This is a genomic window from Klebsiella sp. HC6 (assembly GCF_022605325.1).
Classification (GTDB): Bacteria; Pseudomonadota; Gammaproteobacteria; order Enterobacterales; family Enterobacteriaceae; genus Klebsiella; species Klebsiella terrigena.
On sequence record NZ_CP093276.1, the window covers coordinates 969,320 to 995,160 of the forward strand.

Consider the following 25,841-nt stretch of genomic DNA (forward strand, 5'->3'; position numbering starts at 1 on the left):
TCCCCTTACTGCGGCTGCAGCACGGCGCTGGCGGAGGCGCCCATGCGGAACAGTTCAGGGTCGGGATCTTTGACGGCGATCTTCACCGGGAAGCGCTGGGAAACGTGGACCCAGTTGATGCTCTTCTGGATGATCGGCAGGCCTTCAATCACGCTCCCGCCTTCGGGCAGCACCCCGGAGCCCACGGAATCCACCACCCCGGAGAAGGTTCTGTCGTGGTTGGTCATCACGGTAACCCGCGCCGGAACCCCCGGACGGACGTTTTTAAGATCGGTTTCGCGGAAGTTGGCGATCACGTACCAGCGGTCGTCATCCATTAGGGTAAACACCGGCTTGAGCGCCGAGGCGTACTGGCCGACGGTGGTTTTCAGCGCCACCACCACGCCGTTGAAGGGGGCGTGGACTTCGGTGAATTCAAGATGCAGCTCCGCCAGCGCAATCTGCGCCAGGATCCCCGCCCGCTGGGCAACCATCGCGTCTACGCCGGAGACGGCGGCGGAGGCCTGCTTCGCCTGCAGCAGCGTCGCCTGCAGCTCGGCGCGGGCGGCCTTTTCCGCGGTTCTTGCCTGGTCGAGATCTTCCTGCGAGGCAAAGCCCTGCGGCACCAGCGGCTCGAGGCGGGTGCGGGAAGAGGTGGTCTGCTTAACCAGCGCCCTGGCGCGTTCGACGGCGGCGGCCACCGACTGGGCGTTGTACTCCTGGGCCTTAACCGTGCGCTGGGTCAGCATGATTTGCGCATCCAGCGTCGTCAGCCGGGCTTTGGCGTCGTCGAGCATCGCCTGGTAGGGGCGCGGATCGATGCGGAACAGCAGATCGCCTTTTTTCACCCGCTGGTTGTCGCGGATCGGCATCTCGACGATCCGCCCGCTCACCTCCGGCACCACGTCAATGGTGTCGGTATAGACGTAGGCGTCGTTGGTGGCCGGCGAGGTCTGGAGCTGCCAGATAACCACAATAAGCGCCACGATCGCGGCGAGGACGAGGGCCAGCAGGGGCCACTTTTTCCGTAATACGCTTGGGCTGGAGTTTGTCATAGCGGCTTAGTTAACGAAGAAGAGGAACCACAGGATCGTGGCGAACAGGAACATCAGCGCCAGGTAGCTGAAGACCAGCGGCGAAAATCGCGGCTGCCAGCCCCGGCGAACGATCAGGATATGGCAGGGAATGAGTAAAAATACGCCGCCCAATAAACAGAAGAACCAGCCGGGAAATGCGGCGCCTAATACCGGGATCGCCGGTGATAAAGAGCAGCCGGAAATTAAAGGCGCGGTTAATAATAGTGCCGGCGGAGCCAGCTTCGCTATACGATTCAAGGGAGGATACCTGCGCGCTCATATCATTGTGAAATGAGTTTAATCGGCCTGAAGGGTAATTAAAAGCCGCCCGGCAGACTAAAAGCCTATATTCCTGGCGCCGGTTGAGCTTAGGTTTTACATAGTGGATGAATATAAACGCATTTATTTTGCATCAACCGCGGTAGCGGCCGAGAAAATAGGGGCAAAGGGTTTCTGCCGCTGCCCGTAGTCAGCGCCTCCCGCCAGGACTATGCTTAGGGTCTGAACAATAAAAACAATGGGGCAATGTCATGGATAAGGAACTACTGGACGCGGGGTTTCGCGCCTACAGGGGAGAGAAAATCGATGTCTACTTCAATACGGAAATCTGCCAGCACTCGGGGAATTGCGTACGCGGTAGCGCGAAGCTCTTCAATCTGAAACGTAAGCCGTGGATCGTGCCGGACGAGGTGGATGCCGCCACGGTCGTGCGCGTCATCGATACCTGCCCGAGCGGCGCCCTGAAGTATCGCCAAAAATAAGTGAGGACGTGATGGAAATACTGGAAGGCCACAACAAGTTTTACGTCAATGACGCCGAGGGCAATCAGGTCGCCGAAATTGTCTTTGTCCCCACCGGGGAGCATCTCAGCATTATTGAACATACCGACGTCGACGAGAGCCTGAAAGGGCAGGGCGTGGGTAAAAAGCTGGTGGCGAAGGTGGTGGAAAAAATGCGCGGCGAGCAGCGTAAAATTATCCCGCTATGTCCGTTTGCTAAACACGAGTTTGATAATACCCGCGAATACGATGATATCCGCGCCTGATATAAATGCGCCGGCTTTCGCCGGCGCTAAATTTTAGGGGATAACCGCAGACGCGCTTGCCGCATCCGGGATCTCTTTTCTGGCGCTTATTTCGTTGAGAAAGAGCTTAGCCAGAATTTTTTGCCGCGGCCGCGCGTCAATATTATTTCGGCTGCCTGTTTCCGGCTGTGCGCATAAAGTACCTCGCATCTTTGCTATCAGCGGGTGCCTTCATTTTCCAGCTTCTGCCGTTTGCGCAGATGCGGGAAAATGGTCATCCATATCGCCACCACCACCAGCGTGCCGATCCCGCCGAGCGCCGCGGCCGGTACCGCGCCCATCCACGCCGCCAGCAGGCCGGACTCAAACTCGCCGAGCTGGTTCGAGGTATTGATGAAGATGGCGTTCACCGCGTTCACCCGGCCGCGCATATCATCCGGCGTATCGAGCTGCACCAGCGCGCCGCGAATGACCATGCTCACCATATCGAATCCGCCGAGCGCGGCCAGCGCCAGCAGGGAGAGCCACAGCTTCGTCGAGAGCGCAAACAGCAGCGTCGCCAGGCCAAAGCCGGCCACCGAGGCGAACATGATCAGGCCCACGTTCTTCTCCAGCTTGTTGCGGCTGAGCCAGACGCCCACCAGCAGCGCGCCGACCGATGGCGCACCGCGCAGCATCCCCAGGCCCCAGGGGCCGGTGTGCAGAATATCCTGGGCGAAGATCGGCAGCAGCGCCGTCGCCCCGCCGAGGAGCACGGCAAACAGATCGAGCGAGATCACGCCCAGGACGTCTTTTCTCTCGCGGATAAAATGGACGCCGGCAAACAGGTTCTTGAGGTTCATCGGCAGGCGGGTTTGCGGCGGCCGCTCGTAGCGCAGCCGGCTCACCAGCACAATCGAGAACAGATAGAACAGGGCGGAGACGCCGTAGACCACTTCCGGACCGGCGACGTACAGCAGGCCGCCCAGGGTTGGGCCGATAATCACCGCCGCCTGTCCCCCGACGGAGCTGGCCGCCATCGCGCGGGCGAGGATCGGCGGCGGCACCAGCGCCGGCAGCATCGAGGTGATCGCCGGCCACTCCAGCGCTTTTGCCACTGAGATTAAGAAGACCAGCCCCCAAATCTCAATTTTGTCCGCCCAGTGCAGCAGCGTCAGCGCCACCAGCCCGAGCAGCGCCGCCCATTCGATGAATTGGCCTAGCAGCACGATGCGCCGGCGATCGAACTGATCCGCGAGGTGTCCGGCGGGCAGGGCCAGCAGCACTGAAGGGAGGAACTGCATCAGGCCGATCATCCCCAGCGCCATCGCGCTGTGGGTGATGGCGTAAATTTGCCAGCTAACGGCAACCGAAAACATCTGAAAGCCAAACGATGAACAGGTGCGCGCCAGCCAAAAGGTGACGAACGACCCGTGCCGCAGGAGAGAATCGTCCGCTGCGGATACCTGTGAACCCATAGTCTTATCCCATTCAAAGCCAATATTCCGGCCAGCATCTTTGTACCGGCCTGGTGAGGCGCCCGTAACGGGGGCTTCTTATCTTTTTTTGCACATTGCAGAGTGCGACATCCTGGCCGTTCGGGCAGTGGCGAGGCGTGCGCTGAGCATGCGATTAATTATCTTAAATGGGATTAAGTATGCGCGTCTAAGTATTCGCCGTCTTGCCCGGCGGCTCGGGCCTGGCGCGCCGGGTCAGCTCATCGATCAGCGCTCGCAGGGCGGGTGAAACGTGACGATGGCCGGAATAGTAGAGGCAGAGCCCGGGATACGCCGGACACCACTCCTCTAAAACCCGTTCAAGACGGCCGTCGCGCAATGCCTCCATGGCAAGGTGATCGGGTACAAAGGCGATCCCGATTCCATCGATCGCCGCCTCCACCATTATCGGCTGATCGCTCAACGTCAGCGGCCCCGTGACGTTAATCTTTTCAATGAATCCTTTATGTTCAAACTCCCAGCGATAGATCGCCCCGCTGTCAAAGCGAAAGCGTATGCAATCGTGGTGATAAAGATCCTGCGGAACGGCGGGGCGCCCGCGGCGCTTGAAATAATCGGGCGAGGCGATTGCGGCGAAGCGGACCGGCCCCATAAGCGAAATCGCCACCATATCCTTTGGCACCGCCTCGGCCAGGCGGATGCCGACATCGAAACCGTCGGCAACGATATCGCTGAGCCTGCCGTCGCTAACGATATCGAGGTGAATGCCGGGATAGCGCGCCAGAAAGCCGGCCAGGATGGGCTTCAGGACCAGGCGAATGGCGCCCTCGCTGGCGTTAATCCGCACCGTTCCAGCGGGCGTCTGGTCATGTGCATCGAGTTCCTGCAGCGCATCTCCAATCGCATCCATTGCCGGACGCAATTTGGCAACCAGGCGCTCTCCCGCCTCGGTCAGAGAGACGCTGCGCGTGGTCCGGTGAAAAAGCCGGACGTTCAGCCGCTTTTCAAGGACCTTGATCGAATGGCTGATTGCCGACGGCGTCATGTTCAGCTGGATCGCCGCCGCACGAAAGCTGCGGTTAACCGCGACGGCCAGAAAAGCGGTAAAGGCTGAAAAATCAGCGCCCTTCAATTGGTGAATGTCTTTCATCATCACATCAAAAATTGCGTGGATTGTTTTGATAATCCACGAACCATAGACTCGAAATAGCAGGAACTCAACATGCTTCGCTAACTTTGCGTTTCCCATTGACGGTAACCGCGCACCCGCCTGCTTCCCTCATTACGACAAGTGAAATAAGGATAACCAAATGAAAATGAAAGCGATTGTTATGACCGGTGCCAACCGACCGTGGGAAGTCCAGGAGCTCCCTGTTCCTAAGGTTGAGCCCGGGCAGGTGCTGGTAAAAGTGCATGCTTCAGGCATGTGCTACACCGACGTGTGGGCGACACAGGGGTATGGGGGCGACATTTACCCGCAAACGCCGGGTCATGAAGTTGTCGGGGAGGTTGTCGAAGTTGGGGCCGGGGTCCACACGCGCGTGGTGGGGGATCGCGTGGGAACCACCTGGGTGCAATCGTCCTGCGGCCGCTGTCCATACTGTCGTGAGAACCGGCCGTTGACGGGCCAGACGGCGATGAACTGCGTTCAGCCGCGTACCACCGGCTTTGCCGCGCAGGGAGGCCACGCGGAGTATATTACGATTGCGGCTGAAGGAACCGTGCTTCTGCCCGACGGGCTGGATTACGTTGATGCGGCGCCCATGATGTGCGCGGGCTATACCACCTGGAGCGGTTTACGCGATGCCGCGCCGCAGCCCCGTGAGAAGGTGGCGATTGTCGGCATCGGCGGGCTGGGGCATGTCGCGCTGCAGCTCTCCCGCGCCTGCGGGTTTGAAACTATTGCCGTTACCCATTCAGCGGATAAGCATGCGCTGGCCCGCCAGCTGGGGGCCGACCATGTGGTGGCGAATGGCAAAGCGCTGCGGGAAATGGGCGGCGCGGACGTGCTGCTGGTCACTACCAACCACTTCAACGCGGCTGAGGATGCGCTCACCGGGCTGCGGGCCGACGGCAGGGTGGTGCTTTGCGGGCTTGATTTTAACCGCCCGTTCTCGATCTCCTCCGAAGGCGTGCCGTTTCATATGATGCGCCAGCGCGTCATCGGCTCAACGCACGGCGGGCAGCACTATCTGAGTGAAGTGCTCGATCTGGCGGCACAAGGCAAAGTGAAGCCGATCGTGGAGACATTTTTGCTGGATCAGGCTGCGGAAGCCTACGAGCGCCTGGCCTCCGGCAAGATGCGCTTCCGGGGCGTCTTTACGCCCGCGCGGTAATAGGGGAGGAGCTGAAAAGGGGGCATTATTGCCCCCGCGGGCGGCCGCTCCGGGGCCGAGGTAGGGGAAACCTGTAAGGGGAATGGGGTAAGCGGGGCAGCGGATAGCAGGGCGGGTCACGGATTATGCCCGTATGCTATAGTTTTAGGCTTCTCGGTGAATGAGAAGGCGTTTAATCACTCCACCACGACAGGAAACGTAATTTGCCTCAACCCCCGGAACGGTCGATGCGTCGGACCGCATTTATTGCAGATACCGCAGCGCTGATCCTCTTCTTCACGACAACCGGCATTATTAACGAACGCGTGATAGCCGGTATGACCTGGGAACAGGTTCTCCACGCCCGCCTGCTGGGAGCGGCGCTGATGATTCCGGTCGCAAGGCCCTACGGCATCTGGCGGGATTGGCTGATGCGGCGTGCCGGCCCCGGTCGGGTGTCTCAGCTGCTCTGGGACAGCGCGGCCCTGGTCAGTTTTCAGGTGCCGATCTATGCGCTGATTATTGCCTTCAGCGGCGCCTCGGGAAGCGGGCTGGTGCGGGGTACTCTCGGCGCCGCGCTGATGATGCTTTGCCTGGGGCGGCCCTACGGCGCGTTTCTTAACTGGGTGCGTAAGTTATTCGGCCTGCCTCCCGGAGGCAGCAAGCCGATGTCGTTGAACAGCTGAGCGGGGCTGTGACCCGCGGTACCTTTAGAGTCCGGGCCACATGCCGCCATCAAGTCTTAAATTCGTTCCGGTAATGTAGCTTGCCCGGGGGCTGGCAAGAAATGTGACAGCATCGGCTATTTCCTCAAGCGTTCCCACGCGGCCTATCGGAACCTGGGCGAACATGGGAAGCACCGAGCGTTCAACTTCTTCCCATCGCGCATCGTCAGACAGGCCGACATTCTTAGCCGTTTGCCGGAAGGCTTTGTCCAGGCTGGGGCTATGAATGGTGCCGGGTGAAACGGTATTCACCGTGATGCCTTCTTGCGCAACCGCCTTTGACAGGGATGAGGTCATGGCAAGCATTCCGGCCTTCGCCGCAGCATAATCTGGCCGCTTGTCCGGCGGCATCAGCGCCGCCATGCTCGAAATATTAATGACTCTTCCCCACGCCTGAGCGCGCATCCCCGGAAGAAAATGGTTGATGACCCGCAGGGCGGAGAGGACGTTTTTATCATATCCCTCAGCCCATGTTTGCGGGCGGGTTGACGTCCACTCTTCAGTGGGTCCGGAACCACCGGCGTTGTTGACCAGAATATCTACCGTCTTCGGGAAGGAATTTACCCGATCGAAAAGAAGCCTGACATCGTCGTCACTCGTCAAATCACCGCTGACAAAGTAGGCCTGCCCGCCCTGATTTTTAATATCGTTCGCGACGCTTTCCGCTTTTGACCGATCGCGGCCGTGTATAATGACGGTAGCCCCTTCACCGACAAGCGCTCTGGCGATAGCCTCACCGATACCTTTGCTGCTGCCCGTTACCAGCGCGGTTTTACCTTTAAGCTTCAGGTCCATAGCTTTTCTCCTGTAACCCTATTGCAGCCCATTGGAAGACAAACCGATGAACGAATCAATTAGGCACCTAAAAGTGCCTGTAGAGTATGAAGAAAGAGAACGCTGTCTGGGGCCAGAGGGCTCCGTTGCCCACGTGACTCAGGTGGTTAAATTAATTTCCGCAAAATGGACGCTGCCGATCTTCTTCAGGCTCTGCGCCGAGCCCGGAATGCGCCACTCGCAGTTCTTAAAAAGCATGCCTGAAATATCCCATAAGGTGCTGACTCAGCATCTGCGCAAGCTGGAAAGCGACGGGCTCATCTTCAGGACCGATTTTGGCGAACAGCCCCCGCGCGTTGAATATGGCGTGACCGCTGCGGGGATGGCTCTACTGCCGGTGCTGATTTCGATGAGAGAGTTTTCGCGGCATTATCTTGAAAAGACGGACAATGTTTAGCGGGAAGGGGCGACTCAATCAGGTGCGTTGGCACGACATACCCGACGTATTCGTGCACACGATCGGTTTTTCTGCCCGGTTGGGATATGACGCCACCATTATCTACCCGGACGTTGTGAAACTCGGCCGCAATATAAACGTCGGGCATGTGCCGGATAGTTTTAAAAACGACGGGCTAATAGCGTTCAGGATAGCTAAGCCTGCGGAGCGCGTCTGTTACAAGAGCCCTCAGAGACCACCTTACCTATTGTAATTAATATTTATTTTAAGAATATTCTGACGCGGTTCTTTCCCGCAGAAAATCCCCTGCAATATATATTGATATAAGTTTTTCTCTTCCGCTGATACTCACGACTGTTTAGTCAGAAAGAATAAATGCACCAGCATTTTTTATGGAAATGGCCGTAAAAGATATTATCTTTGCACTATATATCAGGCTTATGTCGTTGTAATTAAGCCTATAAAATAAGAATTTATAGCGAGTTAATCTAGTATAAGGTTTTCATATCTATTCTGTGACGGCAACGACTTGTAGGGGGAGAGCAGTTTCTATACATTGTCCGATATACAGACTAACATGTCTGTATATCGGACAACTGTCGGGGAAAACAAAATGTTTAAATTCTTGAAAGCAGGGGTACTCGCTCTTGCCAGCGTGGGTCTGATCGCGTTGTTGTCAGGTCCGGCAATGGCGCAGGAATCATCGAAGCTGGATAAGGTGATCTCTAGTAAATCGTTGAGAGTAGGGATAATTCTCAGCCTACCTCCCTTTGGTATGAAGAATGCGGAAGGTGAGCCCGAAGGATTTGACGTCGATGTGGCGAAGCTGGCCGCCCAAAAGCTGGGGGTTAAACTCGAAATTGTCGATACCACCGCTTCCGACCGTATTCCAAACTTACGCACCGACAAGGTGGATATGGTTATTGGCCAATTTACGCGCAACTCGGAAAGAGCCAAGGTTGTCAGTTTTAGCGACCCTTATATTACTGCGGTCGTAATGGCCATTGCTGTACCGAAAGACAGCACCGTAAGCGGCGCGAAAGATCTCAGCGGCAAGCGTGTCGCGGTTATTAAGGGCACCACGCAGGATGCCGTTTTTACTGCCACCGTCCCCAACGCCGATATTCAACGTTTTGACAGCTCGGCGGCCGCTCTTCTGGCGCTTAAACAAGGGCAGGTTGATGCAATGATTGAAGATGGTAACTTCCTTAATTACCAGGCGAAAATGGATGGTAAAATTAAGGTCGTTATTGATTCTGCCTTTAAAAACCTCGTTGATTATAACAGCATTGGCGTCAAGCGCGGGGATCCGGACTGGTTAGCCTGGGTCAATACGTTTGTCTTTGAATTAAATACCAGCGGTAAAGGCCATGAGCTTTACCGGAAATGGTTTAATTCAGATATGCCAGCTCCACTTAATCCTCAGATTTAATACCTGCGTCTGATAAAGGCTCGGCGAAATGCCCTGCCTTTTTATGGAGGAATATCCAGTGTTTTTAGATTGGGGATCGATAACAGGTTTTTATAACTTGTTGCTACAGGGAGCATGGTTAACCCTGGTGATAACGTGTCTTGCATTTTTGCTGGCTATTGTTGTCGGTATCATTATTGCCGCAGGCAGAACGAGTACCGTTGCATCCGTGCGTTGGTTAGCCACCCTGTATGTGGAAGTTATACGTAATACTCCCGTGCTGCTGCAGATATTTATTGTTTTTTATGGCCTGTCCGGTCTTGGGCTACGTCTGCCGCCAATGGTTGCCGGTACGCTGGGGTTGGGCCTGAATGTGGGGGCCTATCTTGGCGAGATTTTTCGGGCAGGGGTCAGTGCAGTTCCTAAGGGCCATCGTGAAGCCGCTATCGCGCTGGCTTTGTCTCCCGGACAAACCTTGGCCAGGGTTGTCGCCCCGGTAGCGCTGCGGGCCATTTTCCCCGCGCTATCAAACATGTTTATTACTACCATCCTTGGTTCTTCATTACTTTCTGTTATTGCGGTTCCTGAGCTAACAGGGCAAACCAACGAGATAAGCGCGAATACTTTTCTGACTATTGAGGTTTATTCGTTTTCTACCGTGATTTATCTGGTACTAACGCTGGGGAGTTCGTTGGGATTACTGCTGCTCTCTCGCTGGTTGTTCCCAAAAAGATCGAGGGGTTAAATCATGGACTTTTCTTCTATATGGCTTTCTAAGTGGCTGCTGCTGGAAAGTTTTGAAACCACGCTTTTTCTTTCAGCGATCGCGATTGCCGTTGGCACACTTATTGGTACCTGCGTAAGCGTATTGCGGGCGCTCAATATCACTATTATCAATTTTTTCTTGCGCATATATATTGAGGTATTCCGCGGTACCCCGCTGTTGATGCAGCTTTTCTTCGTTTACTTCGGCTTGCCGATGCTGGGGATTCAGGTTGATAAGTTCTGGGCAGCATTCTGCGCCATATCGCTTTATACCGGCGCATATGTTGCCGAAGTTATGCGCTCTGGCATTGAGGCCGTACCCAAAGGCCAAATCGAAGCCGCTTCCGCGCTGGGGCTAAGCTTTGGGCAACGACTCTGGTACGTCGTCTGTCCGCAGGGTTTGCGGATAGCGCTGCCACCGCTGGTCGGCGTCTATGTTTCAGTAATAAAGGATACGTCGCTCGCAACCGTAATTGGTTATAACGAACTGATGCGTCGGGCAATGGAGCTATTACTCCAGTATGGTCGGCCACTCGAAGTCCTTATTACCGTTGGTTTCCTGTATTTCATCATCTGTTTCCCCATTTCTAAATTCAGCGAATGGCTTGAACGCCGACTTTCACGCTTCGGTGTGTAAATAGCGTATCTGAGGATTAGTCCATGTCACTTTTGACAATGAAGAATGTTTATAAACGTTTTGGCTCACTGAGCGTACTGAACGGAATCAACATGACCGTTGAAGCTGGACAGGTTTTGGCGATCGTCGGCCCCAGTGGTTCGGGAAAGAGCACGTTGCTTCGCGTGATCAACGGGCTGGAGTCTTTTGAATCCGGTGACATTACCGTTGATGGCATCTCAATGGCCAACAAAAAAGGATTACGCGATATACGCAAGCATGTCGGTATGGTGTTTCAGCAGTTCAACCTTTTTTCCCATCTTACCGTCGGTGGCAACGTCATGTTAGCGCAGAAACTGGCGCTCAAGCGTTCATCGAAAGAGGCGGAAGTCCGGGGAAGAGAGCTGCTGGCCAAAGTGGGCCTCGAACAAAAATGGGATGCTTACCCAAGCCAGCTTTCCGGAGGGCAGCAGCAAAGGGTTGCTATAGCCCGCGCGCTGGCCATGGACCCCCGAATTATGCTTTTTGATGAAGCAACATCTGCGCTCGATCCGGAGCTGGTTGGCGAAGTGTTAGGCGTTATGCGATCTCTGGCGGAAACGGGTATGACCATGCTGGTTGTCACGCACGAAATGAACTTTGCGCGGGACGTTGCCGATCGCGTGGTATTTATGGAAGAAGGTTGCATCCTGGCCGACGGCTCGCCTGACGATATCTTGCTTCGTCCGCAGGATGCGCGTATTCAACAATTTATGCGTCGTTTGTCGGAGCGTTAATCATGCTGGCTATCTGTGTTGACTGTGGAACTGCATCGGATGAGAGCGTGGGGTACTGCGGCTGCGGTGGCGTACGTATCGTGGCTGAATCTTTCCCTTATGAAGAAGCCAATACGTCACGCTGGCCCCAATCGGCGTTGATCTCCAGCCGAATTCCTGGCCTGAATAACGTTTTCTTTAAATACGAAAATGGTCCTTTAACGGGGTCATTCAAAGATCGGATCATGCGACTGGCCGTTGCTAATGCGCGCCTCACGCAGGCCAAAGGCGTGGTTGTGCCTTCAAGCGGTAATGCCGCGCTGGCGGCAGCGGCAGCGGGCGCAGGCGCTGGATTGCCGGTCTATGCCGTTGTCCCGAAAGGAACCGCGCCCGAGCGAATCACGCCAGTCGCAGCACGAGGTGCTGTGATTATCGAGGCAGGTAACGACCCCAGTGAAGCCTACAGGGCGGCGGATATTATCGCGGCAGAGTTTAACCTCTATCGTTTGTATTCGACTTTCGCCGCTCCTGTGGCTGAATGGGCCTGTCGTCCGATTGGCATCGAAGCGTCACGTCAGCTGGGAGCCGGCATCAATACCGTTGTTGCACCAATAAGCGCAGGGCCTGTATTGGTGGGGACCGGCCATGGGGTTGCCCAGCAAACCGGGAAATTGCCCGCTCTCGTTGCCGTTCAGGCACAAGGCTGTTGCCCGATAGTGCAGGCGTTCGACGAGCACAGAACGGAAGTGACGCCCTGGACAACCAGCGTGGATACTTCGGCTGTAGCCATTGCTGACAGGCTGAATGGATATCCTCAGGATGGTACATACACACTGCGCCTGCTGAGGGAATCCGGAGGCCTGGCGGCGGCCGTATCGGATGACGAGATGATGGCAGCACGGCAGGCGCTGCTGCAGTTCGATGGCATCGATGTCGAGCTGTCGTCAGCAGCCGGTGTCGCCTGGCTAATGCGCGCTCAGCTACGAACTTCTGAGCCTGTTCTGTGCATACTGACCGCTTCAGGTTTTAAACATACCTATCGTGGCGATATTTCCCGTGCGGAAATAACACCTGAACGCCAGGATATGGCTAAACATATTTGTGAATTTGTTTCGCAGCACGCTATCAGAGCGCGACTTGTTTGACGTCCGTTGCTAATTATTCAGTTTATCCGATTATATTTAATTGAAAGGAGTCCATTTATGGCCAAACGTTTAGTGGTAGGTTCCCGGATGAGTCAGGCCGTTGTTCATGGTGGGTTTGTCTATATTGCAGGCCAGACTGCGGATAATCGCAAAGCGTCCCTGGAAGAGCAGACATGTCAGGTACTTGATAAAATTGAAGCGCTAATGAAAGAGGCCGGGGGAAGTAAGTCAACGCTGATGAGCGTGGAGGTTTTCTTGCCAAATATAGTTGATTTTGATGCCATGAATAAGATTTATGATGCATGGATCGATCCGGCAAATCCGCCCTCCCGCGCCTGTATTGAAGCCCGACTTGCCGATTCTGACTTAAAAGTAGAGATGTCTGCCGTCGGTTTCATAGAATAAATCTGGCGAGAGCAGACGGCCGCAAAAAAGGTTATATTCGTAGGCGTTATCGCGCTGGTTTTCTGGCTTCGGCTGAATGCTCCAGAAATGCTGCATGCAATATTATGGGCGCTATTGATTATTTCCAGAGGATGGAGAGTATTGCTTTAGCCAAAAAATAAGTTTCTCAACGCTGCTCACAGACACAACGCAGGATGCATATGTGTCTGTGGTGCTACGCTCGTATTCCCGGAGGGCAATAAAGGGGCGTGGATCGGTATTTTTATATTGATAGTTAACCGATCTATTCATCATCCTGTTATCAGAATTGCCCCGTGCCGAGCCTTACAGAAATTGTACGGCTGCTGGCTTTCAGTAGCTCAATAAGTTCTTTTTTACGGTCATCATCCGTATTGACAGGTAATACAAAACAGACGGTTGCGACGGGTTGTCCCGATGTCTGGTGAAGAATGGGGGCCGCTACGCAGCAGGTTAGTTCATCCGTGAGCGCAGAGGTAATCGCATAGCCCTGGTCGTGCGCGGTTTGAATATCTTGCATAAAATCCGAGATGGGAATGATTTTCCCCGTGGGTAACTGAAAATCATCAGCCGGTATAAAGTTCATCACCTGCTCTTCGCTCATATTACCCAAAAGCACACGTCCTGATGCTGTCCAGGGAATTGGCACCAGAATCCCCGTTTCAGAGCTTATCCGGAAAAGACGGCTGCCCGGCTGCATATGTGCCACGGTATATTTGTTGCCAAATAACATGCAAAGCTGGGTCGTTTCTCCGGTTGTTTCCGCCAGACGAATAACCTCGTCTCGTCCGCTTCGCAGCAATGGCTGGGAAGCCAGATAGGCATCGGCATAAAAATACACCGCACTGCCAAAGAATACGCGTCCCTGATTATCTATGCTCTCCAGAATGCCGGCCTCGGTCAGCCGGCTGACAATCTCATAGAGCGTCGAGCGAGGAGCATTTAATTTACGTGCGATATCGCCGATGGCTGCGGGTTGCCTCGTTGTCCGGAAAAACTCCAGCACATCAACGACACGATCGATACCACGGGCTCTTACATTTCCGTTCTTCATGCGAATCCTTATCGCGAAACCGCTAATCTTACCCCGATATGGGCGCGAATGTTCTGGAGGTTATCGTGCTTTTGCCGCGGTATAGCCTGGTGGTGACGGTGTTTATAAGCAGGCCAACGGCGGCGTCAAGCGTAACGAATTCCAATATACCAGAATTGTGTACGCACTGACTAGCGCCGTGCCCGGAGGAAAAACGCCTGTTTTAGGAACGCAGAAAAAGAAAGGTATTAATGCGGTTATGGCAATAAATTCATTATATTGTTAGCTAGTGTGCATTAATTCTGACTAATTATTAGCATGGTTCTCTTCTGGCGCAGGTGGCGATAAAAATATGGGGTCTGTGGTGCGCGGTATAGCAGCGCTATCATTGTAACGATGCCGGAAGTATGGAGGCTGCCCTCAACGGGCCGGCCACTGGCCTGGATAAAGCTGTCGGTATTTTCCTCCAGAGAAAGATAAGAAGCTTTGCCAACTATGGGGCCGGGCCAGGGGACAGTTCTCACAATCATAATCGAGCCTCAGATATTGGTTTGTGGGTTATTAAACTGCGCCTGATGGCGCGGGTGGAGTCAAATCTTCTAGCCCCATTTGACGCAGGAAAGCCGCCTGCTTCTCGTGGTAAACAGCATCCACCGCTTCCGTACCTTTACGCTGGCCATCAATAACCGCGCGGAATGGACGTTGGCCGCGGGGGAGAGCCAGCACATCGACAGCGGCTTGACCTACCGCCGAGACATTCAATGCTCCTCCGTTGGCCGCATCAATCGCACTAAGCCGATCGCCCAGGCTCGCTATTCGATTCGGCAAATCTTTATACTGCTGCTCGATTGAGAGGTATTCGGGGGCATTGGAATGCTCGAAATGCTCGGTTCCCGACGTAAACGCACCCGGAACCAGGATGACGCTCTCAATGCCCATGGGGCGCACCTCCATACCCATGATCTCGGCTATCGCATCACCCGCAACTTTGCTGGCAATATAGGGGCCAAGGAAAGGTTCATGCAGGCGGGTAGTCGTACTACCCACGTACATCAGAAGACCGTATCCTTGCCGGCGCATTGCCGGTAAAACTGCGCGATTAACGCGCAGCCAGGAGAGGGCGTTAGTGTCGATAATACGCGCAAACTGTTGTACCGAGAACGCCTCGGCAATACCGGTCATCAACATCCCGGCATTGTTTACCACCACGTCGATTCGCCCTTTCCTTGCGAGAATTTGGTTGACCGCCGCCTGACAGGCAACCTCGGACAGAACGTCAAGCTCAACCACATCCAGTGAAAGGTTCTCCTCTTGCGCAAGTTCCAATAGCGCATCGGCACGTTCGCGATTCTTTTGCCGAATCTCACGCATGCTGGCGTAAACCTGATGACCTGCACGTGCAAGCGACAGGGCAATCGCGCGACCGATGCCAGAGCCGGCACCAGTCACCAGCACGACCTGCTGCGAGTTTTCTATTTCTTGTGTCATGGGGTAGCTCCTGCCTGGGTAATATCGAATGTCCGGGGGAGTTCGGGTTTAGCTGCGCGTCCTGATTAACACTTTCCCGCGCACGTGGCCTGTCGCTACTTTTTCCAGCGCAGCCCGAGCGTCTTCCAGCGGGAAAATCGTATCGGTCACAATCTGGAGATGGCCGGCCTGAAACTGATTGCTCGCTTCCGGAAGATAGGGCGTGGCGCTGGTGAAAAACACGGACTCGCCTGCCATCCCGTCTCTGCCTTGAATGTCGAACGCCACTAAGCTCACGATACGGCCGCCTTGACGCAGTACCGACCATGATTTTTCAAGCGTCTCTCCGCCTAAGGTGTCGAGGACAAGATCGATGTCGCGCAATGACGAGAAGTCTTGCGTGCGGTAGTCGATGACTTCGTCCGCTCCCAGGCTTTTCACCAGCTCGACGTTTGCACCCGAGGCGGTGCCGATCGCGTATGCGCCGGCCAGATGTGCTTGCTGAATTGCCATGCTGCCCACGCCACCCGCTGCGGCATGGATCAGCACGCGCTGTCCACGCTGCAGGCGGCCAACATCAAAGAGCGCCTGACGGGCCGTACCGAACGCGGTCGGGAGAGCGGCCGCCTGCTCGAAGCTCATGGCCGCTGGCATGATGCACAGGTCGGCAGCAGTCATGACAATGTGCTGCGCAATTGCGCCGCCGGAATCAGGCATGCTGCGACCAAACACGCGATTTCCCGGCTGCAGATGCGTGACCCGTGCACCGATGGCTTCGATGACGCCGCTAAAATCGGTGCCTGGTACGTAGGGAAAATCGATCGGGAAAACCTGTTGCAGGTAGCCTGCAATAATTTTTACGTCCAGCGGATTGATGCCTGTCGCCTCAATGCGAACCATAACCTCATCCGGCTGCAGATCGCGTACGCGTGCTTCGCCGATGCTGACGACATCCGGGCCGCCAAAACGCTTTATTAACGCTGCTTTCATGATGAACCTCGTCTTCAATACGATCAGGATTGAGTCGGGAACTGGCCGAGCTGAATGAACAGGCCGAACCAGTCCTCCATATGCCAGGTGGTGGTGACACGACCGTCGCTCAGCGTGTGAAATTCATGCAGTCGAAAACTTATCTTCTTGCCAGTCGGGGCGATGCCGAAAAATTCTCCCTGATGCGTACCGCCGATCTCTGCACGCACGCCGATCCGGCCGGGCACCTGAATCATGTCGTGGATGGCAATATGTACATCGGGAAAAGCCTCGCCGAAGCTGCGGATGATCGGCTTGATGCCTTCCGGCCCAGGGCCTTGATTCGGCGCAAGCGGGATGTCGTCCCACTGCGGCGCCAGTACGGTATCAACCAGGTCGGGATTCTTTTCGCTGAAGGCGCGATAGAGCGTTTCTACGGCCAGGCGCTCAATGCGCAGGCGTTCGGTGAGTTCAGGACTCTCTGTATTCATGGGTCACCTTGGTTGGGTTGCGGTTACGTGCGATTGCTTAAGAGTGACGAGAGTATCTGCTCGATGATAAAATCCGTCTAACAAATAAACGGTATAATGGATTATTTGATTTATGGATTTTCATGGCATTGATTTGAATCTGCTCGCCGCCTTTGACGCGCTGATGAGCGAATGTAATGTGACGCGAGCCGCCACCCGGGTTGGGGTGAGTCAACCAGCCATGAGCGCAGCCCTGTCCAGGCTACGAAAGCTGTTAGGCGATCCGTTGTTTTTGCGCAGCGCCGAAGGCCTGCTGCCGACGCCGCGCGCGCGCGAGTTGGCCGAGCCCATTTCGCAGGCATTGCGGCAGCTCGAAGCCACTCTGGTCAGGAAGCCGGATTTCGTTCCGGCGGAAGCAAAGCTGACGGTCAACCTGGGTCTGCCAGACTATCCGGCGTTCGTGGTGCTGCCCGCATTGTTAGAGGCGCTCGCAGAACAGGCGCCCGGTATTTCGGTCAATGTGCATGCCTTTAACGACCGTGACCATGCGGTGGACCTGCTCGATGCCGGAGCGATCGATGCTGCCATTGGCGTGCCGCCTACGCATTCCGATGGCCGCATCCTGACGCGGCCGATCCTGCGTGACGAATTCGTCACCATCATCGCAAGTAAGCATCCCGCAGCAAGACGCGGTATGAATATGAAGACCTATTTGTCACTTCCCCATGCGCTCGCCTCGCCGGAGGGTCAGCGACATGGTCTCGTGGATCAGGCACTGGCCCAGCTGGGCCAGCGGCGCACGCTCGCGCTAACGCTTCCTCACATGTTCGCCCTACCGGCCATCGTGGCCCGCACCGGTATGACGGCAACCGTCATGAAGCGGGTCGCGCTTCAATCTCCGGCTGGAAGACAGCTGGCCTTTTTCCCGCCGCCGGTTGCTTTGCCCGAGATCGTTTTTCATCTGATCTGGCATCGTCGAAGCGATGGCCACCAGGCGCAGAAGTGGCTGCGGACGCTGATCGAATCCATCGCGTTGGCGCTGTAGCTACCCGGCCAGTATTCGAGTTCGGACGGTAGCGTCAGCCTGCCATCGCCGCCATAAACACCAGAGAGGGTTTATGCATTTGCCTGTGCGTCAGCCAGGGCAGGAGGCCGTTTGGCATCGACAATGCTCCTGCTCTGCCACGCATAGAGTTTGCCGGGTTCATATTTTGAATATTTATTAGTAGGTTAGTCATGGATGAGGCAATGACTTTTTGTGGCAAATATGACGCAGGAGGGAAGGGGACTGAAGCCGTTGATGATCTGAGTTGAACGTAATATGACGGTCACCTATGCGCCAGAAGCGGACGTTATTCGTATCACATCAACTCAAGCAGAGACTCTCTGAGATAACCCTCCAGCAGAGATGCGCAAATTCGCGTTTCATATGACATCATGCCCGCCGGTGGATGGAGCAACCAGGCACTAAAAGGCGGGATCTGGTAGTGGTTTAAAAGGGGGATTAGCGCGCCCTTTTCAATTTCGTTTATGCAAACCGGAAATTGCAAAACACCAATGGCGTGTCCAGCTAATAAATAGGAGAGGACACTTCGCCAGTGCGTGGACTGAAATTTAACGTTGACGGGAACATTAATGAGTTGGGTTTCAGAGGTGAGCAATGGAATGCGATGACTGGCAAATACGCCAGAAACAGCGGCAAATGGATAATCAGCCAGCGCATCTGGAGAGTGCGGATAACCCATTTTAGCCAGCAAAGCAGGGGAGGCCAGTAACACTCTGCGTACGCTACCAAGTGGACGTGCGACAAAAAATCCTTCTGAGACCTCTCCTAGCCTCAATGATAAATCCACACCCTCAGTGACAGGATCGATGACACGGTCGTTAAAAATGACATCGACCTGCAGCCCCGGATGTTCGTTCTGAAGCTGTAACAGTGCAGGCATCAGTAAGCTTTCACCGGCAGAATAAGGCGCCGCAATACGGATTTTGCCTTGCAGCCCCTGATTTTCTTCATTCACAGAAAGAGCGTGCTCTGCCGCCTGAATCGCCGCTTTGCTTCTCTCATAAAACAAATTACCGCTCTGCGTCAGAGACATGCTCCGCGTGTTGCGCCTTAGCAAACGCGTACCAAGATGTGCTTCCAGTTTTTCTATTCTTTCACTGACGGCGGGTTGGCCAATGCCGAGATCGCGGGCTGCAGCCGACATGCTGCCCCGTTCAACCACCCTGATGAATATGCGCATTGCTGAGAAGAGATCCATTTAGCGATTATATTGGTTTTACCGATAAAAGTAATTCGATACAGGCATCTACTGTTCTTCTGCGAGATGATGAAAACTCAACGCTCAAATAAGAGTTAAGCAAAATATGAATCTATTTTGTTGATTTATTAGTGGAAGATAATTATGTCAGATATCAAACTTTTCATGTTCCAGTCAGGAACGCAGCATTGTAAATATCACCATATTCGGATGAATCAGGGAGTGGGAGAGAGTTATGAAATTCCGGTCCCTTGGTTCCTTCTGACACATTCGGATGGTTTTACCCTGATTGACGGTGGTCTGGCTGTCGAAGGATTGAAAGACCCCTGTGCCTATTGGGGAAGTGCTATAGAGCAGTTTAAACCGGTGATGTCAGAAGAGCAGGGCTGCCTGGAACAGCTTAAAAGGATTGGCGTCGCCCCAGAAGATATCCGCTACGTGGTACTGTCCCATTTGCACTCTGATCATACCGGCGCGATTGGTCGTTTCCCACATGCCACTCATGTGGTTCAGAGGCGAGAGTATGAATATGCCTTTGCTCCTGACTGGTTTACATCTGGAGCTTATTGCCGATTCGATTACGATCATCCTGAACTCAACTGGCTTTTTCTAAACGGGTTGTCTGAGGATAACTATGACCTTTACGGTGATGGCACGTTACAGTGCATTTTCACGCCAGGGCATTCACCCGGGCATCAATCTTTTCTTATCAGATTACCCAGCGGTACAAATTTTACGCTAGCGATTGACGCGGCTTACACCTTAGATCATTACCATGAGAGGGCGCTCCCTGGCCTGATGACGTCAGCCACTGATGTCGCTCAGTCTGTCCAAAAGCTACGCCAGCTTACCGAGCGATATAACGCGATATTAATACCCGGTCATGACCCTGAAGAATGGGAAAAAATCAGGCTTGCTCCAGCCTGGTACAGTTGAATCATTGCTCATTCATTCTTTAAAAACGGACCGATCGGAATGGCAAAACGTGACCTACTCTCCGTTTACTAACAGACGGCAATGCTAGCAATATCCGAGGCAACTCAATTTCCAACTTCCGCTCCTCGCTCTCAACTGACCAACAGCACTCACATCCGCTTCGTACCCGGAGCGGATGTGAGCAGCTATAATTGAACAAGGGTCAGGCCAGTATTGAATGCGGTATTAAGTCAGCGAACTCTCAATAACGAAAAAGTTCGCTGCACGCTCGTTGGAATGGGTGTCTGAACGGAACAAGGATATCTACAAATCAAAGACAGGCTTCGGAAACTGCGTAGCTATCCTCGAACATGCGAAAACGGGTAATAAGACCATCTTCAATGTGCATATCGAGTACAAACTCGGTTTCAATCAGCTTGTTCGTTTTTTTAACGCGTGATGCAAGCTCACCGATAGCCACTACATGCTTATCTTTGATAAGGATATCTTTGATTTCAAAATGTTCTGATGAAATCTGTGAGCGGATTTGCGCATAGAATTCTGCTACACCCTTTCTGCCGTGTTTGCGGCCAATCCAGGGGACTACCTGAGTATTCCCGGCGACCAGCCAGTCGACATTTTCACTAACCAATTCAGCTATTTCATTCACATCTTCTGCGGTGGCTATACGATGAAAAAAAGTTTCCGTTACTGCCTGCGGTGTTTGAATTGTCATAGCTTGCTAATCTCAGTCATCGTCGTTAAGGGGCTTTAGATTAATTGATTGTCTTAAAAATCACCTTATCCTGCAGTGCCGCTAAGTGATGTAATTGAGAGCAATTGGCAAGTGACTTATTCTTATAGCTGCATTCACAATACGGTCTGTCAGTTTATCAACCTGGCATGCTTTTACTTATATGCCAGTCATCAAAAAGAAGAGCATATAGCATGCTGGGAGGGGCGTCTTTGACATCATCTATATCTCTGATGTAGCTCAGGCCTGCCTTTTGCAGAACCTTTTGCGACGCCAGATGGTTTGCTCTTACAACAGCATTAACTTCTGCAAGTTTAATTACCTCAAACCCATACCTTACGGCATATTCAGCAAACTCCGTCGCCAGTCCTTTTCCCCATGCTTCAGTTGCAAACCGATACCCCAGATTATTGAACGGCTTATCGGCATAGCTGAGGATACTCAGCCCACCGAAGCCAATGATATCTTCAGGGCTGTCGAGAAGGGATATTGCCCAGTTACCAAAACCATTGGCGACCCAATGGTCTATCCATCGATGCAAAACCGCCTGCGCATGTTGAATATCTGGATAAGGTCCAGCCGGATTGAATTGGTTCGTGGCAGGGTCGCCATATATCCTGAATAGATCGGCTACATCTGATGCAACTACCGGTCTAAGACGTAAACGCCTGGTTTCAAGCTGCAAACTTACCTCCAGATTGCTGATTTCAACGTATTGGCTTCGATGGCGCCGCAGGTTGATTTAGGCACACTTCGGCTGCGAAGCCATCGCCTTGCTCGATTTCCGGTATGTCCGCCATACGCCAGGGGATAATAATGTTAGCTTTGGCGGAGTGACATCTGCAGCAACGTACAAAGTACCCGCGTACGACTCCCGTAGAATTAAACCGCCTGAGCCATCACCGATTTAAACTGCGCATGCCACATGTCGTAAAATTTTCCTCGTTGGCTCATTAGCGCGGTGAAGTCGCCATTTTCGATGACCTTTCCGGCAGACATCACGATAATCCGGTCGAATTCTTTGATGTTACCGAGCCTGTGCGTCACGGCGAGGACCGTCGTGTTGAGGGCGAGAATGTCATTAAATAGCCGATGCTCGGTTTCGGGATCGAGCGACGAAGAGAACTCATCAAAAATAAACAAACTGGCCTTTCGGTATAGTGCTCGCGCAATCGCCAGTCGTTGCCACTGCCCCGTGGAGAGCTCATCGCCGCCGAACTGCTTGCCCAGCCGGGTGTGCTGGTCATACGGGAACCCTACCTGTTTCAGCAATTCATCAACCGCGGGTGATGGGGTCTCAGCGTCGTAATGATTCAGGGCAATATTTTCGCCCACCGTGAACTCATATTTTCCGTAATCCTGGAACACGGTGGCGATCTGATTCCGATAGCTTTCAATATCCAGCCTGTCGATCGGCACGCCTGACACCGACACCGCCCCTTCACTGAAGGCGTACATGCGCAGAATCATTTTAACCAGCGTTGTTTTACCGCTGCCGTTATCGCCGAGAATGGCGACCTTCTCGCCGGGGGCAATTTCAAGGTTAACCCCATTCAGGGCGGGATGATTACGCCCCTCATACTGAAACCGGAGGTTTTGAATGCTGAGTGCAAAGGGCGTTTCGGCGGGTAGGGTAAGATGGCCGTTTTTCACCGGTTCGATCTTATCCGTCATAAACGAATGATAGTGAGTGAAAAAACTGCTCATGCTGACGAGATTTGAACCATAGTTGGCTATCTCGTCGAGGTGCGATTTCATCATCACAATAGACTGGAACACCATCACCAGCGCGCCCACGGCAATATCGCTGGTGCGCAAGTTGCTTAAAAACAGCGTTACTCCGCCGAACAGCATCGCCAGGCTCAGCACCATGGCTGGCACGGGCGCGATGAGCGCGCGGATGCGCTGTTTGTGCATCCGTGAGTAGGTATGGCGGGCAGATACGTTAAATTTATTCAGCAGATATTTTCCAAGGCCGTACAGCCGGATCTCCTGCAAAAAACTCTTGTCCATGCTAACGCCATATACGTAGCGCATCGCAATCGCATCTTTAGAGGTGAGGAATAAGTCCCGCACGTATCTCTGCTGAATACGTATATTGATAACGATCATCGGTATGGCGGAGAGCGCGCAAATCGCCGCTCCTGCTCCTGAATAGTTGAGCAGAACCAGCAGCAAACTGCCGGCCATGATGATTGCCCGGATGACGTAAATGATACAGATGATGAAATTAAGCGGCCGGTAGGCGGCTTCTTTTTTCAAATATTCCAGCTGCTCGTAACGCGCCTTGTTATCAAACAGGCTCAGGGAAAAGGAGTCATTCATGCGGCGCATGATCTTAGCGCTGAAGTAATTGGTTGAAATCTCCGTGACATCCCCCTGAACAAGATTGACCAGGGGCTGCATCAGCTGCATGCCAAGGAGCGAGACACACCAAACTGCGACGTTCAGCATCAGCTCGCCGTCGGTGGTTTGCGCTGCATGCAGCGTATTGATGATCTGGCCGGTCATAAAGACGTTGAGGGCCGGTATCAGTCCCTGAAGCAATACAACGGCGATGAGCGCGGTAATACGAAGGGGACATGAAGCAAAGACGTACCTGATAGCCAGCAGCACTGACGACCTCCCTTGTTGCAGCAGCCATGGATCGTGCGATGTGCGGATAATAATAGATGAGAATGGATGTCAATTGCATTAATGAGTTTGTTGGGCGGGGAAATGGGGTGCGAACAAGCACCTCTATCTCTCACCCGTAGCAGAAGCCATACGCCTCACTTGTGTCTATCCATGCCTGAAATAAATGCGCCGGTGAACACCGGCGCATTTATTTCAGGCTGATGAAGCAGTATCGCGTACCCCACAAACCGGGGTCAGTTTGCGCGATATTGGCTACTGACTAACGTCTTGTCGTCGTTAAATTTTAAAGTCAATGTTACCTCTTTGTCATAGTTTACCGGGGCAATGACATAGAGTGCCTTACCAGTGGTTTTAGAATGATAAACCCAGTCATTTTTAACGTTATAGTCCTCAGGTAGCGTCGGGCGGCCGAGCAGCAGCAGGACATCTCTTTTTGTCGTTTTACCGGGTATTAAGTTTTTACTCAGCTCTTTTTCTGAGAGTTTTTGTACACTCCCTTCATGCGTTCTGTCTATATGGCCGATACAACCTGAAATCAGCAGGGTTAAACATAAGGTCAATAAAGTGGTTATTTTATTCATTTATTCCCTTTGTCGATTATTCAGAATAAGTATAATTCGGATATTTTTCGACAGAGTCATCTACATAAATATTATTTTCAGCATCATATTTTAGATGGGTCGCATAAAGTACGCAGTAGCCACTTTTATCGCTTGTGGATAGTTTAAACTCGTACGTTTCTCCTTTCTGCGGAATAAAGGCGTAACCAACATCGCGGCATCCGTACAAAAATCTGAAGCCCACCCGGGTCGGGGTATTGGCATACACGGTTGTATCATAATATGTTTCTTTATATCTTGCGCTATCGCTTGAGGCTTTCGGGAAACCAAGGTCGTGAGTCGGTCGCAATATTACGATGCTTGTGTCATCAACCGCCCCTGGCTTTTTACCGTGCTGGCTGATGGTAAACCCGGGAGGGTTACCAATTAACCGAATTTTAGCAATATTGGTTTCCGATTCGGGTGGTGGCGTATAGGGCACCTTCCCCCAGTAGGATGCACATCCTGATAATAAGCCGGAACCTATAATAATAATGAATGAGTTGAGTGCTGCTTTCATAATAATCCTTTTATTAAAAATGAATCCTGGCGGCAATGATGCCGACACTTTCCATCGTCGCCTGTTGCTGATGGCGACCTGCTTCGCCTGCTAACAGCGGGAAAAACGATGGTTCATAACAAGAACCTAAGTCAGAAGCCGCTATCGCGGGAAAATAATGCCACCGCTGTACGATAAACCGTTGGCTACCGGGCTCGTAGTCTATCAAAAAATGACGGATTTATTATATTTTTCTTATTTATTAGTGGGTTGTTAGGGTTTCATGTAATGGGGATCCGTAATAGGATTCAAAAGGGAGAGAGGGGGGAAAGACCCCAACGAGTAGTTTTATGCCTTGTAGCAGCACAAATGAGCTTCGCGACTGGTGATGATCTCAGTTGTAAATATCCCGCTAAACCAGAGCATGCACTTTAGGGTATCTTTCGACAAACTAATCATGGCGTTGTAAGGCTAGCTTCGGCTTTTCGCTCGAAGCGGGCTCAGCACACTGCTCTGGCAGCTAAGTATCAGGAGCGGGCATTTCACACTTCTGCTTATGCGGCCAAAATCGGTATGCCATTACTCTTTATAGAATTATATCAATAGATAAGATAAAATTAAGACTAATTGGCGTGTCATTCGATTACATCGACTCACCGTTCAGTTAATGATGGACTCGGAAATTATAACTGCCAGGTTCATGTAAACAATACAGGTAAGGGATTATCAGATGCCATCTCGATACACATTCAACGATCTGCTCGGTTTACTTGTTTTTTCCCGGAAATATCACTTTATCCACGATGATCTGGACCGTCTGATCATTGCATGGGCTGAAGACCAAATCACTGTAGGAAATCATTCGGAGACTCTTTTAATTCTTGCATCTCTGGGGCTTGATAACCAACCTGAGCGGACCGAGGTTGAATTATATATGTCACGGTACATGGCAGAGCAGCGGATAGATCTACCACCGCTAAAAGAGGCTGCATTTGTCTGGATTAAGCTGTTTGTACGTCAACTTTCCCAGTGTGTATCCATTCATGATGCAGAACAGAAAATGTATTTTCTGGTGTGTCATTGGTTTGAACTTGACGTAAAGATTTTCACTGCGGTGGTCGATACTCTGAAATCGCTTTACTGGCATCTCTTTGATGAATGGGAGGGACCTGGCACAAGCGAAGCAGCAAGGATGGATGAGTCAGAATTCTTTGAGCTGATTCATCGTACGATCCTGCCTTATTCCCGTAAAATTGAGAACCCAGATTGGCTGGTGCTGCTCGTTCGATAATTATTCTCAGCATCCGTAAAAGAGTTCTTTCTGTGTGAATAA

At 52.9% G+C, this 25,841-nt stretch carries 29 protein-coding genes; 14 read left to right on the forward strand and 15 right to left on the reverse strand.

Going from position 1 to position 25,841, the window contains the following annotated elements; translation table 11 throughout:
* Nucleotides 1–5: 5 nt before the first annotated feature.
* Together mdtN and MMW58_RS04770 are read right to left on the reverse strand one after the other, a co-directional pair.
* The gene (mdtN, locus tag MMW58_RS04765; protein ID WP_115191934.1) at nt 6–1,034 is read right to left on the reverse strand and encodes a multidrug transporter subunit MdtN; all 1,029 of its coding nucleotides are present in this window, start codon (nt 1,032–1,034) and stop codon (nt 6–8) included.
* A gap of 6 nt (nt 1,035–1,040) precedes the next feature.
* A complete protein-coding gene (locus MMW58_RS04770) occupies nt 1,041–1,313 on the reverse strand; it encodes a YtcA family lipoprotein (RefSeq protein WP_133600515.1) in 273 nt (90 codons plus the stop codon).
* Nucleotides 1,314–1,585: 272 nt separating this feature from the next.
* On the opposite strand from MMW58_RS04770, the gene yjdI reads away from it, so the two are divergent.
* Nucleotides 1,586–1,816, forward strand: a complete 231-nt coding sequence (gene yjdI / locus MMW58_RS04775) for a 4Fe-4S mono-cluster protein YjdI (protein WP_041147123.1) — start codon at nt 1,586–1,588, stop codon at nt 1,814–1,816.
* 11 nt (nt 1,817–1,827) lie between these two features.
* Nucleotides 1,828–2,100: a GNAT family N-acetyltransferase gene (locus MMW58_RS04780; RefSeq protein ID WP_041147122.1), complete on the forward strand. Its 273-nt coding sequence runs from the start codon at nt 1,828–1,830 to the stop codon at nt 2,098–2,100.
* 197 nt (nt 2,101–2,297) lie between these two features.
* On the opposite strand, the gene MMW58_RS04785 is transcribed toward MMW58_RS04780, so the two are convergent.
* Both MMW58_RS04785 and MMW58_RS04790 read right to left on the reverse strand, forming a co-directional pair.
* A complete protein-coding gene (locus tag MMW58_RS04785) occupies nt 2,298–3,536 on the reverse strand; it encodes an MFS transporter (RefSeq protein ID WP_159236255.1) in 1,239 nt (412 codons plus the stop codon).
* A gap of 187 nt (nt 3,537–3,723) precedes the next feature.
* Complete coding sequence (locus MMW58_RS04790) at nt 3,724–4,665, reverse strand: LysR family transcriptional regulator (protein ID WP_241723687.1); 942 nt, start codon at nt 4,663–4,665, stop codon at nt 3,724–3,726.
* Between the two features lie 160 nt (nt 4,666–4,825).
* Between MMW58_RS04790 and MMW58_RS04795 the strand changes: the two genes are divergently transcribed.
* Nucleotides 4,826–5,851, forward strand: coding sequence for an alcohol dehydrogenase catalytic domain-containing protein (locus tag MMW58_RS04795; RefSeq protein ID WP_241722817.1), 1,026 nt, complete (start codon nt 4,826–4,828; stop codon nt 5,849–5,851).
* A gap of 227 nt (nt 5,852–6,078) precedes the next feature.
* The gene (alaE, locus tag MMW58_RS04800; protein ID WP_241722818.1) at nt 6,079–6,516 is read left to right on the forward strand and encodes an L-alanine exporter AlaE; all 438 of its coding nucleotides are present in this window, start codon (nt 6,079–6,081) and stop codon (nt 6,514–6,516) included.
* A 24-nt stretch (nt 6,517–6,540) separates the two neighbouring features.
* Here alaE and MMW58_RS04805 read toward each other — a convergent pair whose 3' ends face one another.
* The gene (locus MMW58_RS04805) at nt 6,541–7,350 is read right to left on the reverse strand and encodes an SDR family NAD(P)-dependent oxidoreductase (protein ID WP_241722819.1); all 810 of its coding nucleotides are present in this window, start codon (nt 7,348–7,350) and stop codon (nt 6,541–6,543) included.
* A gap of 31 nt (nt 7,351–7,381) precedes the next feature.
* Between MMW58_RS04805 and MMW58_RS04810 the strand changes: the two genes are divergently transcribed.
* The 7 genes from MMW58_RS04810 (at nt 7,382) to MMW58_RS04840 (ending at nt 12,883) form a co-directional block, all read left to right on the forward strand.
* Nucleotides 7,382–7,786 carry a winged helix-turn-helix transcriptional regulator gene (locus tag MMW58_RS04810; protein ID WP_241722820.1) on the forward strand — a complete coding sequence of 135 codons (405 nt, stop codon included), beginning with the start codon at nt 7,382–7,384 and terminating at the stop codon, nt 7,784–7,786.
* Nucleotides 7,787–8,399: 613 nt separating this feature from the next.
* A complete protein-coding gene (locus MMW58_RS04815) occupies nt 8,400–9,218 on the forward strand; it encodes a transporter substrate-binding domain-containing protein (protein ID WP_241722821.1) in 819 nt (272 codons plus the stop codon).
* 28 nt (nt 9,219–9,246) lie between these two features.
* A complete protein-coding gene (locus MMW58_RS04820) occupies nt 9,247–9,942 on the forward strand; it encodes an amino acid ABC transporter permease (RefSeq protein WP_241722822.1) in 696 nt (231 codons plus the stop codon).
* 3 nt (nt 9,943–9,945) lie between these two features.
* The gene (locus MMW58_RS04825) at nt 9,946–10,599 is read left to right on the forward strand and encodes an amino acid ABC transporter permease (protein WP_241722823.1); all 654 of its coding nucleotides are present in this window, start codon (nt 9,946–9,948) and stop codon (nt 10,597–10,599) included.
* Between the two features lie 23 nt (nt 10,600–10,622).
* Nucleotides 10,623–11,354: an amino acid ABC transporter ATP-binding protein gene (locus MMW58_RS04830; protein WP_241722824.1), complete on the forward strand. Its 732-nt coding sequence runs from the start codon at nt 10,623–10,625 to the stop codon at nt 11,352–11,354.
* A gap of 80 nt (nt 11,355–11,434) precedes the next feature.
* A complete protein-coding gene (locus tag MMW58_RS04835) occupies nt 11,435–12,478 on the forward strand; it encodes a pyridoxal-phosphate dependent enzyme (RefSeq protein WP_241722825.1) in 1,044 nt (347 codons plus the stop codon).
* 57 nt (nt 12,479–12,535) lie between these two features.
* The gene (locus MMW58_RS04840; RefSeq protein ID WP_241722826.1) at nt 12,536–12,883 is read left to right on the forward strand and encodes a RidA family protein; all 348 of its coding nucleotides are present in this window, start codon (nt 12,536–12,538) and stop codon (nt 12,881–12,883) included.
* Between the two features lie 301 nt (nt 12,884–13,184).
* Here MMW58_RS04840 and MMW58_RS04845 read toward each other — a convergent pair whose 3' ends face one another.
* The 4 genes from MMW58_RS04845 to MMW58_RS04860 all read right to left on the reverse strand — a co-directional run bounded on the left by MMW58_RS04845 (nt 13,185) and on the right by MMW58_RS04860 (nt 16,861).
* The gene (locus MMW58_RS04845) at nt 13,185–13,955 is read right to left on the reverse strand and encodes an IclR family transcriptional regulator (protein ID WP_241722827.1); all 771 of its coding nucleotides are present in this window, start codon (nt 13,953–13,955) and stop codon (nt 13,185–13,187) included.
* A 540-nt stretch (nt 13,956–14,495) separates the two neighbouring features.
* The gene (locus tag MMW58_RS04850) at nt 14,496–15,422 is read right to left on the reverse strand and encodes an SDR family NAD(P)-dependent oxidoreductase (RefSeq protein WP_241722828.1); all 927 of its coding nucleotides are present in this window, start codon (nt 15,420–15,422) and stop codon (nt 14,496–14,498) included.
* A gap of 48 nt (nt 15,423–15,470) precedes the next feature.
* Nucleotides 15,471–16,391 (reverse strand): NADP-dependent oxidoreductase, encoded by a 921-nt coding sequence (locus MMW58_RS04855; protein ID WP_241722829.1) that lies wholly within the window; start codon nt 16,389–16,391, stop codon nt 15,471–15,473.
* A gap of 23 nt (nt 16,392–16,414) precedes the next feature.
* Nucleotides 16,415–16,861 (reverse strand): ester cyclase, encoded by a 447-nt coding sequence (locus MMW58_RS04860; protein WP_241722830.1) that lies wholly within the window; start codon nt 16,859–16,861, stop codon nt 16,415–16,417.
* A 112-nt stretch (nt 16,862–16,973) separates the two neighbouring features.
* Here MMW58_RS04860 and MMW58_RS04865 point away from each other — a divergent pair, with 112 nt between their 5' ends.
* A complete protein-coding gene (locus MMW58_RS04865) occupies nt 16,974–17,885 on the forward strand; it encodes a LysR family transcriptional regulator (protein ID WP_076945877.1) in 912 nt (303 codons plus the stop codon).
* A gap of 316 nt (nt 17,886–18,201) precedes the next feature.
* Here MMW58_RS04865 and MMW58_RS04870 read toward each other — a convergent pair whose 3' ends face one another.
* Nucleotides 18,202–19,086: a LysR family transcriptional regulator gene (locus tag MMW58_RS04870; protein WP_076945878.1), complete on the reverse strand. Its 885-nt coding sequence runs from the start codon at nt 19,084–19,086 to the stop codon at nt 18,202–18,204.
* Nucleotides 19,087–19,245: 159 nt separating this feature from the next.
* On the opposite strand from MMW58_RS04870, the gene attM reads away from it, so the two are divergent.
* Nucleotides 19,246–20,040, forward strand: coding sequence for an AttM family quorum-quenching N-acyl homoserine lactonase (gene attM / locus MMW58_RS04875; protein ID WP_166646216.1), 795 nt, complete (start codon nt 19,246–19,248; stop codon nt 20,038–20,040).
* Nucleotides 20,041–20,350: 310 nt separating this feature from the next.
* Here attM and MMW58_RS04880 read toward each other — a convergent pair whose 3' ends face one another.
* The 5 genes from MMW58_RS04880 to MMW58_RS04900 all read right to left on the reverse strand — a co-directional run bounded on the left by MMW58_RS04880 (nt 20,351) and on the right by MMW58_RS04900 (nt 24,529).
* Complete coding sequence (locus MMW58_RS04880) at nt 20,351–20,755, reverse strand: nuclear transport factor 2 family protein (RefSeq protein ID WP_241722831.1); 405 nt, start codon at nt 20,753–20,755, stop codon at nt 20,351–20,353.
* Nucleotides 20,756–20,912: 157 nt separating this feature from the next.
* A complete protein-coding gene (locus MMW58_RS04885) occupies nt 20,913–21,458 on the reverse strand; it encodes a GNAT family N-acetyltransferase (RefSeq protein ID WP_133600504.1) in 546 nt (181 codons plus the stop codon).
* Between the two features lie 197 nt (nt 21,459–21,655).
* Nucleotides 21,656–23,389 carry an ABC transporter ATP-binding protein gene (locus MMW58_RS04890; protein WP_133600503.1) on the reverse strand — a complete coding sequence of 578 codons (1,734 nt, stop codon included), beginning with the start codon at nt 23,387–23,389 and terminating at the stop codon, nt 21,656–21,658.
* Nucleotides 23,390–23,643: 254 nt separating this feature from the next.
* Nucleotides 23,644–23,991, reverse strand: coding sequence for an outer membrane protein assembly factor BamE domain-containing protein (gene bamE / locus MMW58_RS04895; RefSeq protein WP_241722832.1), 348 nt, complete (start codon nt 23,989–23,991; stop codon nt 23,644–23,646).
* 16 nt (nt 23,992–24,007) lie between these two features.
* Nucleotides 24,008–24,529, reverse strand: coding sequence for a hypothetical protein (locus tag MMW58_RS04900; protein ID WP_241722833.1), 522 nt, complete (start codon nt 24,527–24,529; stop codon nt 24,008–24,010).
* Nucleotides 24,530–25,238: 709 nt separating this feature from the next.
* Here MMW58_RS04900 and MMW58_RS04905 point away from each other — a divergent pair.
* Nucleotides 25,239–25,799, forward strand: coding sequence for a hypothetical protein (locus MMW58_RS04905; protein ID WP_241722834.1), 561 nt, complete (start codon nt 25,239–25,241; stop codon nt 25,797–25,799).
* Nucleotides 25,800–25,841: the final 42 nt, after the last annotated feature.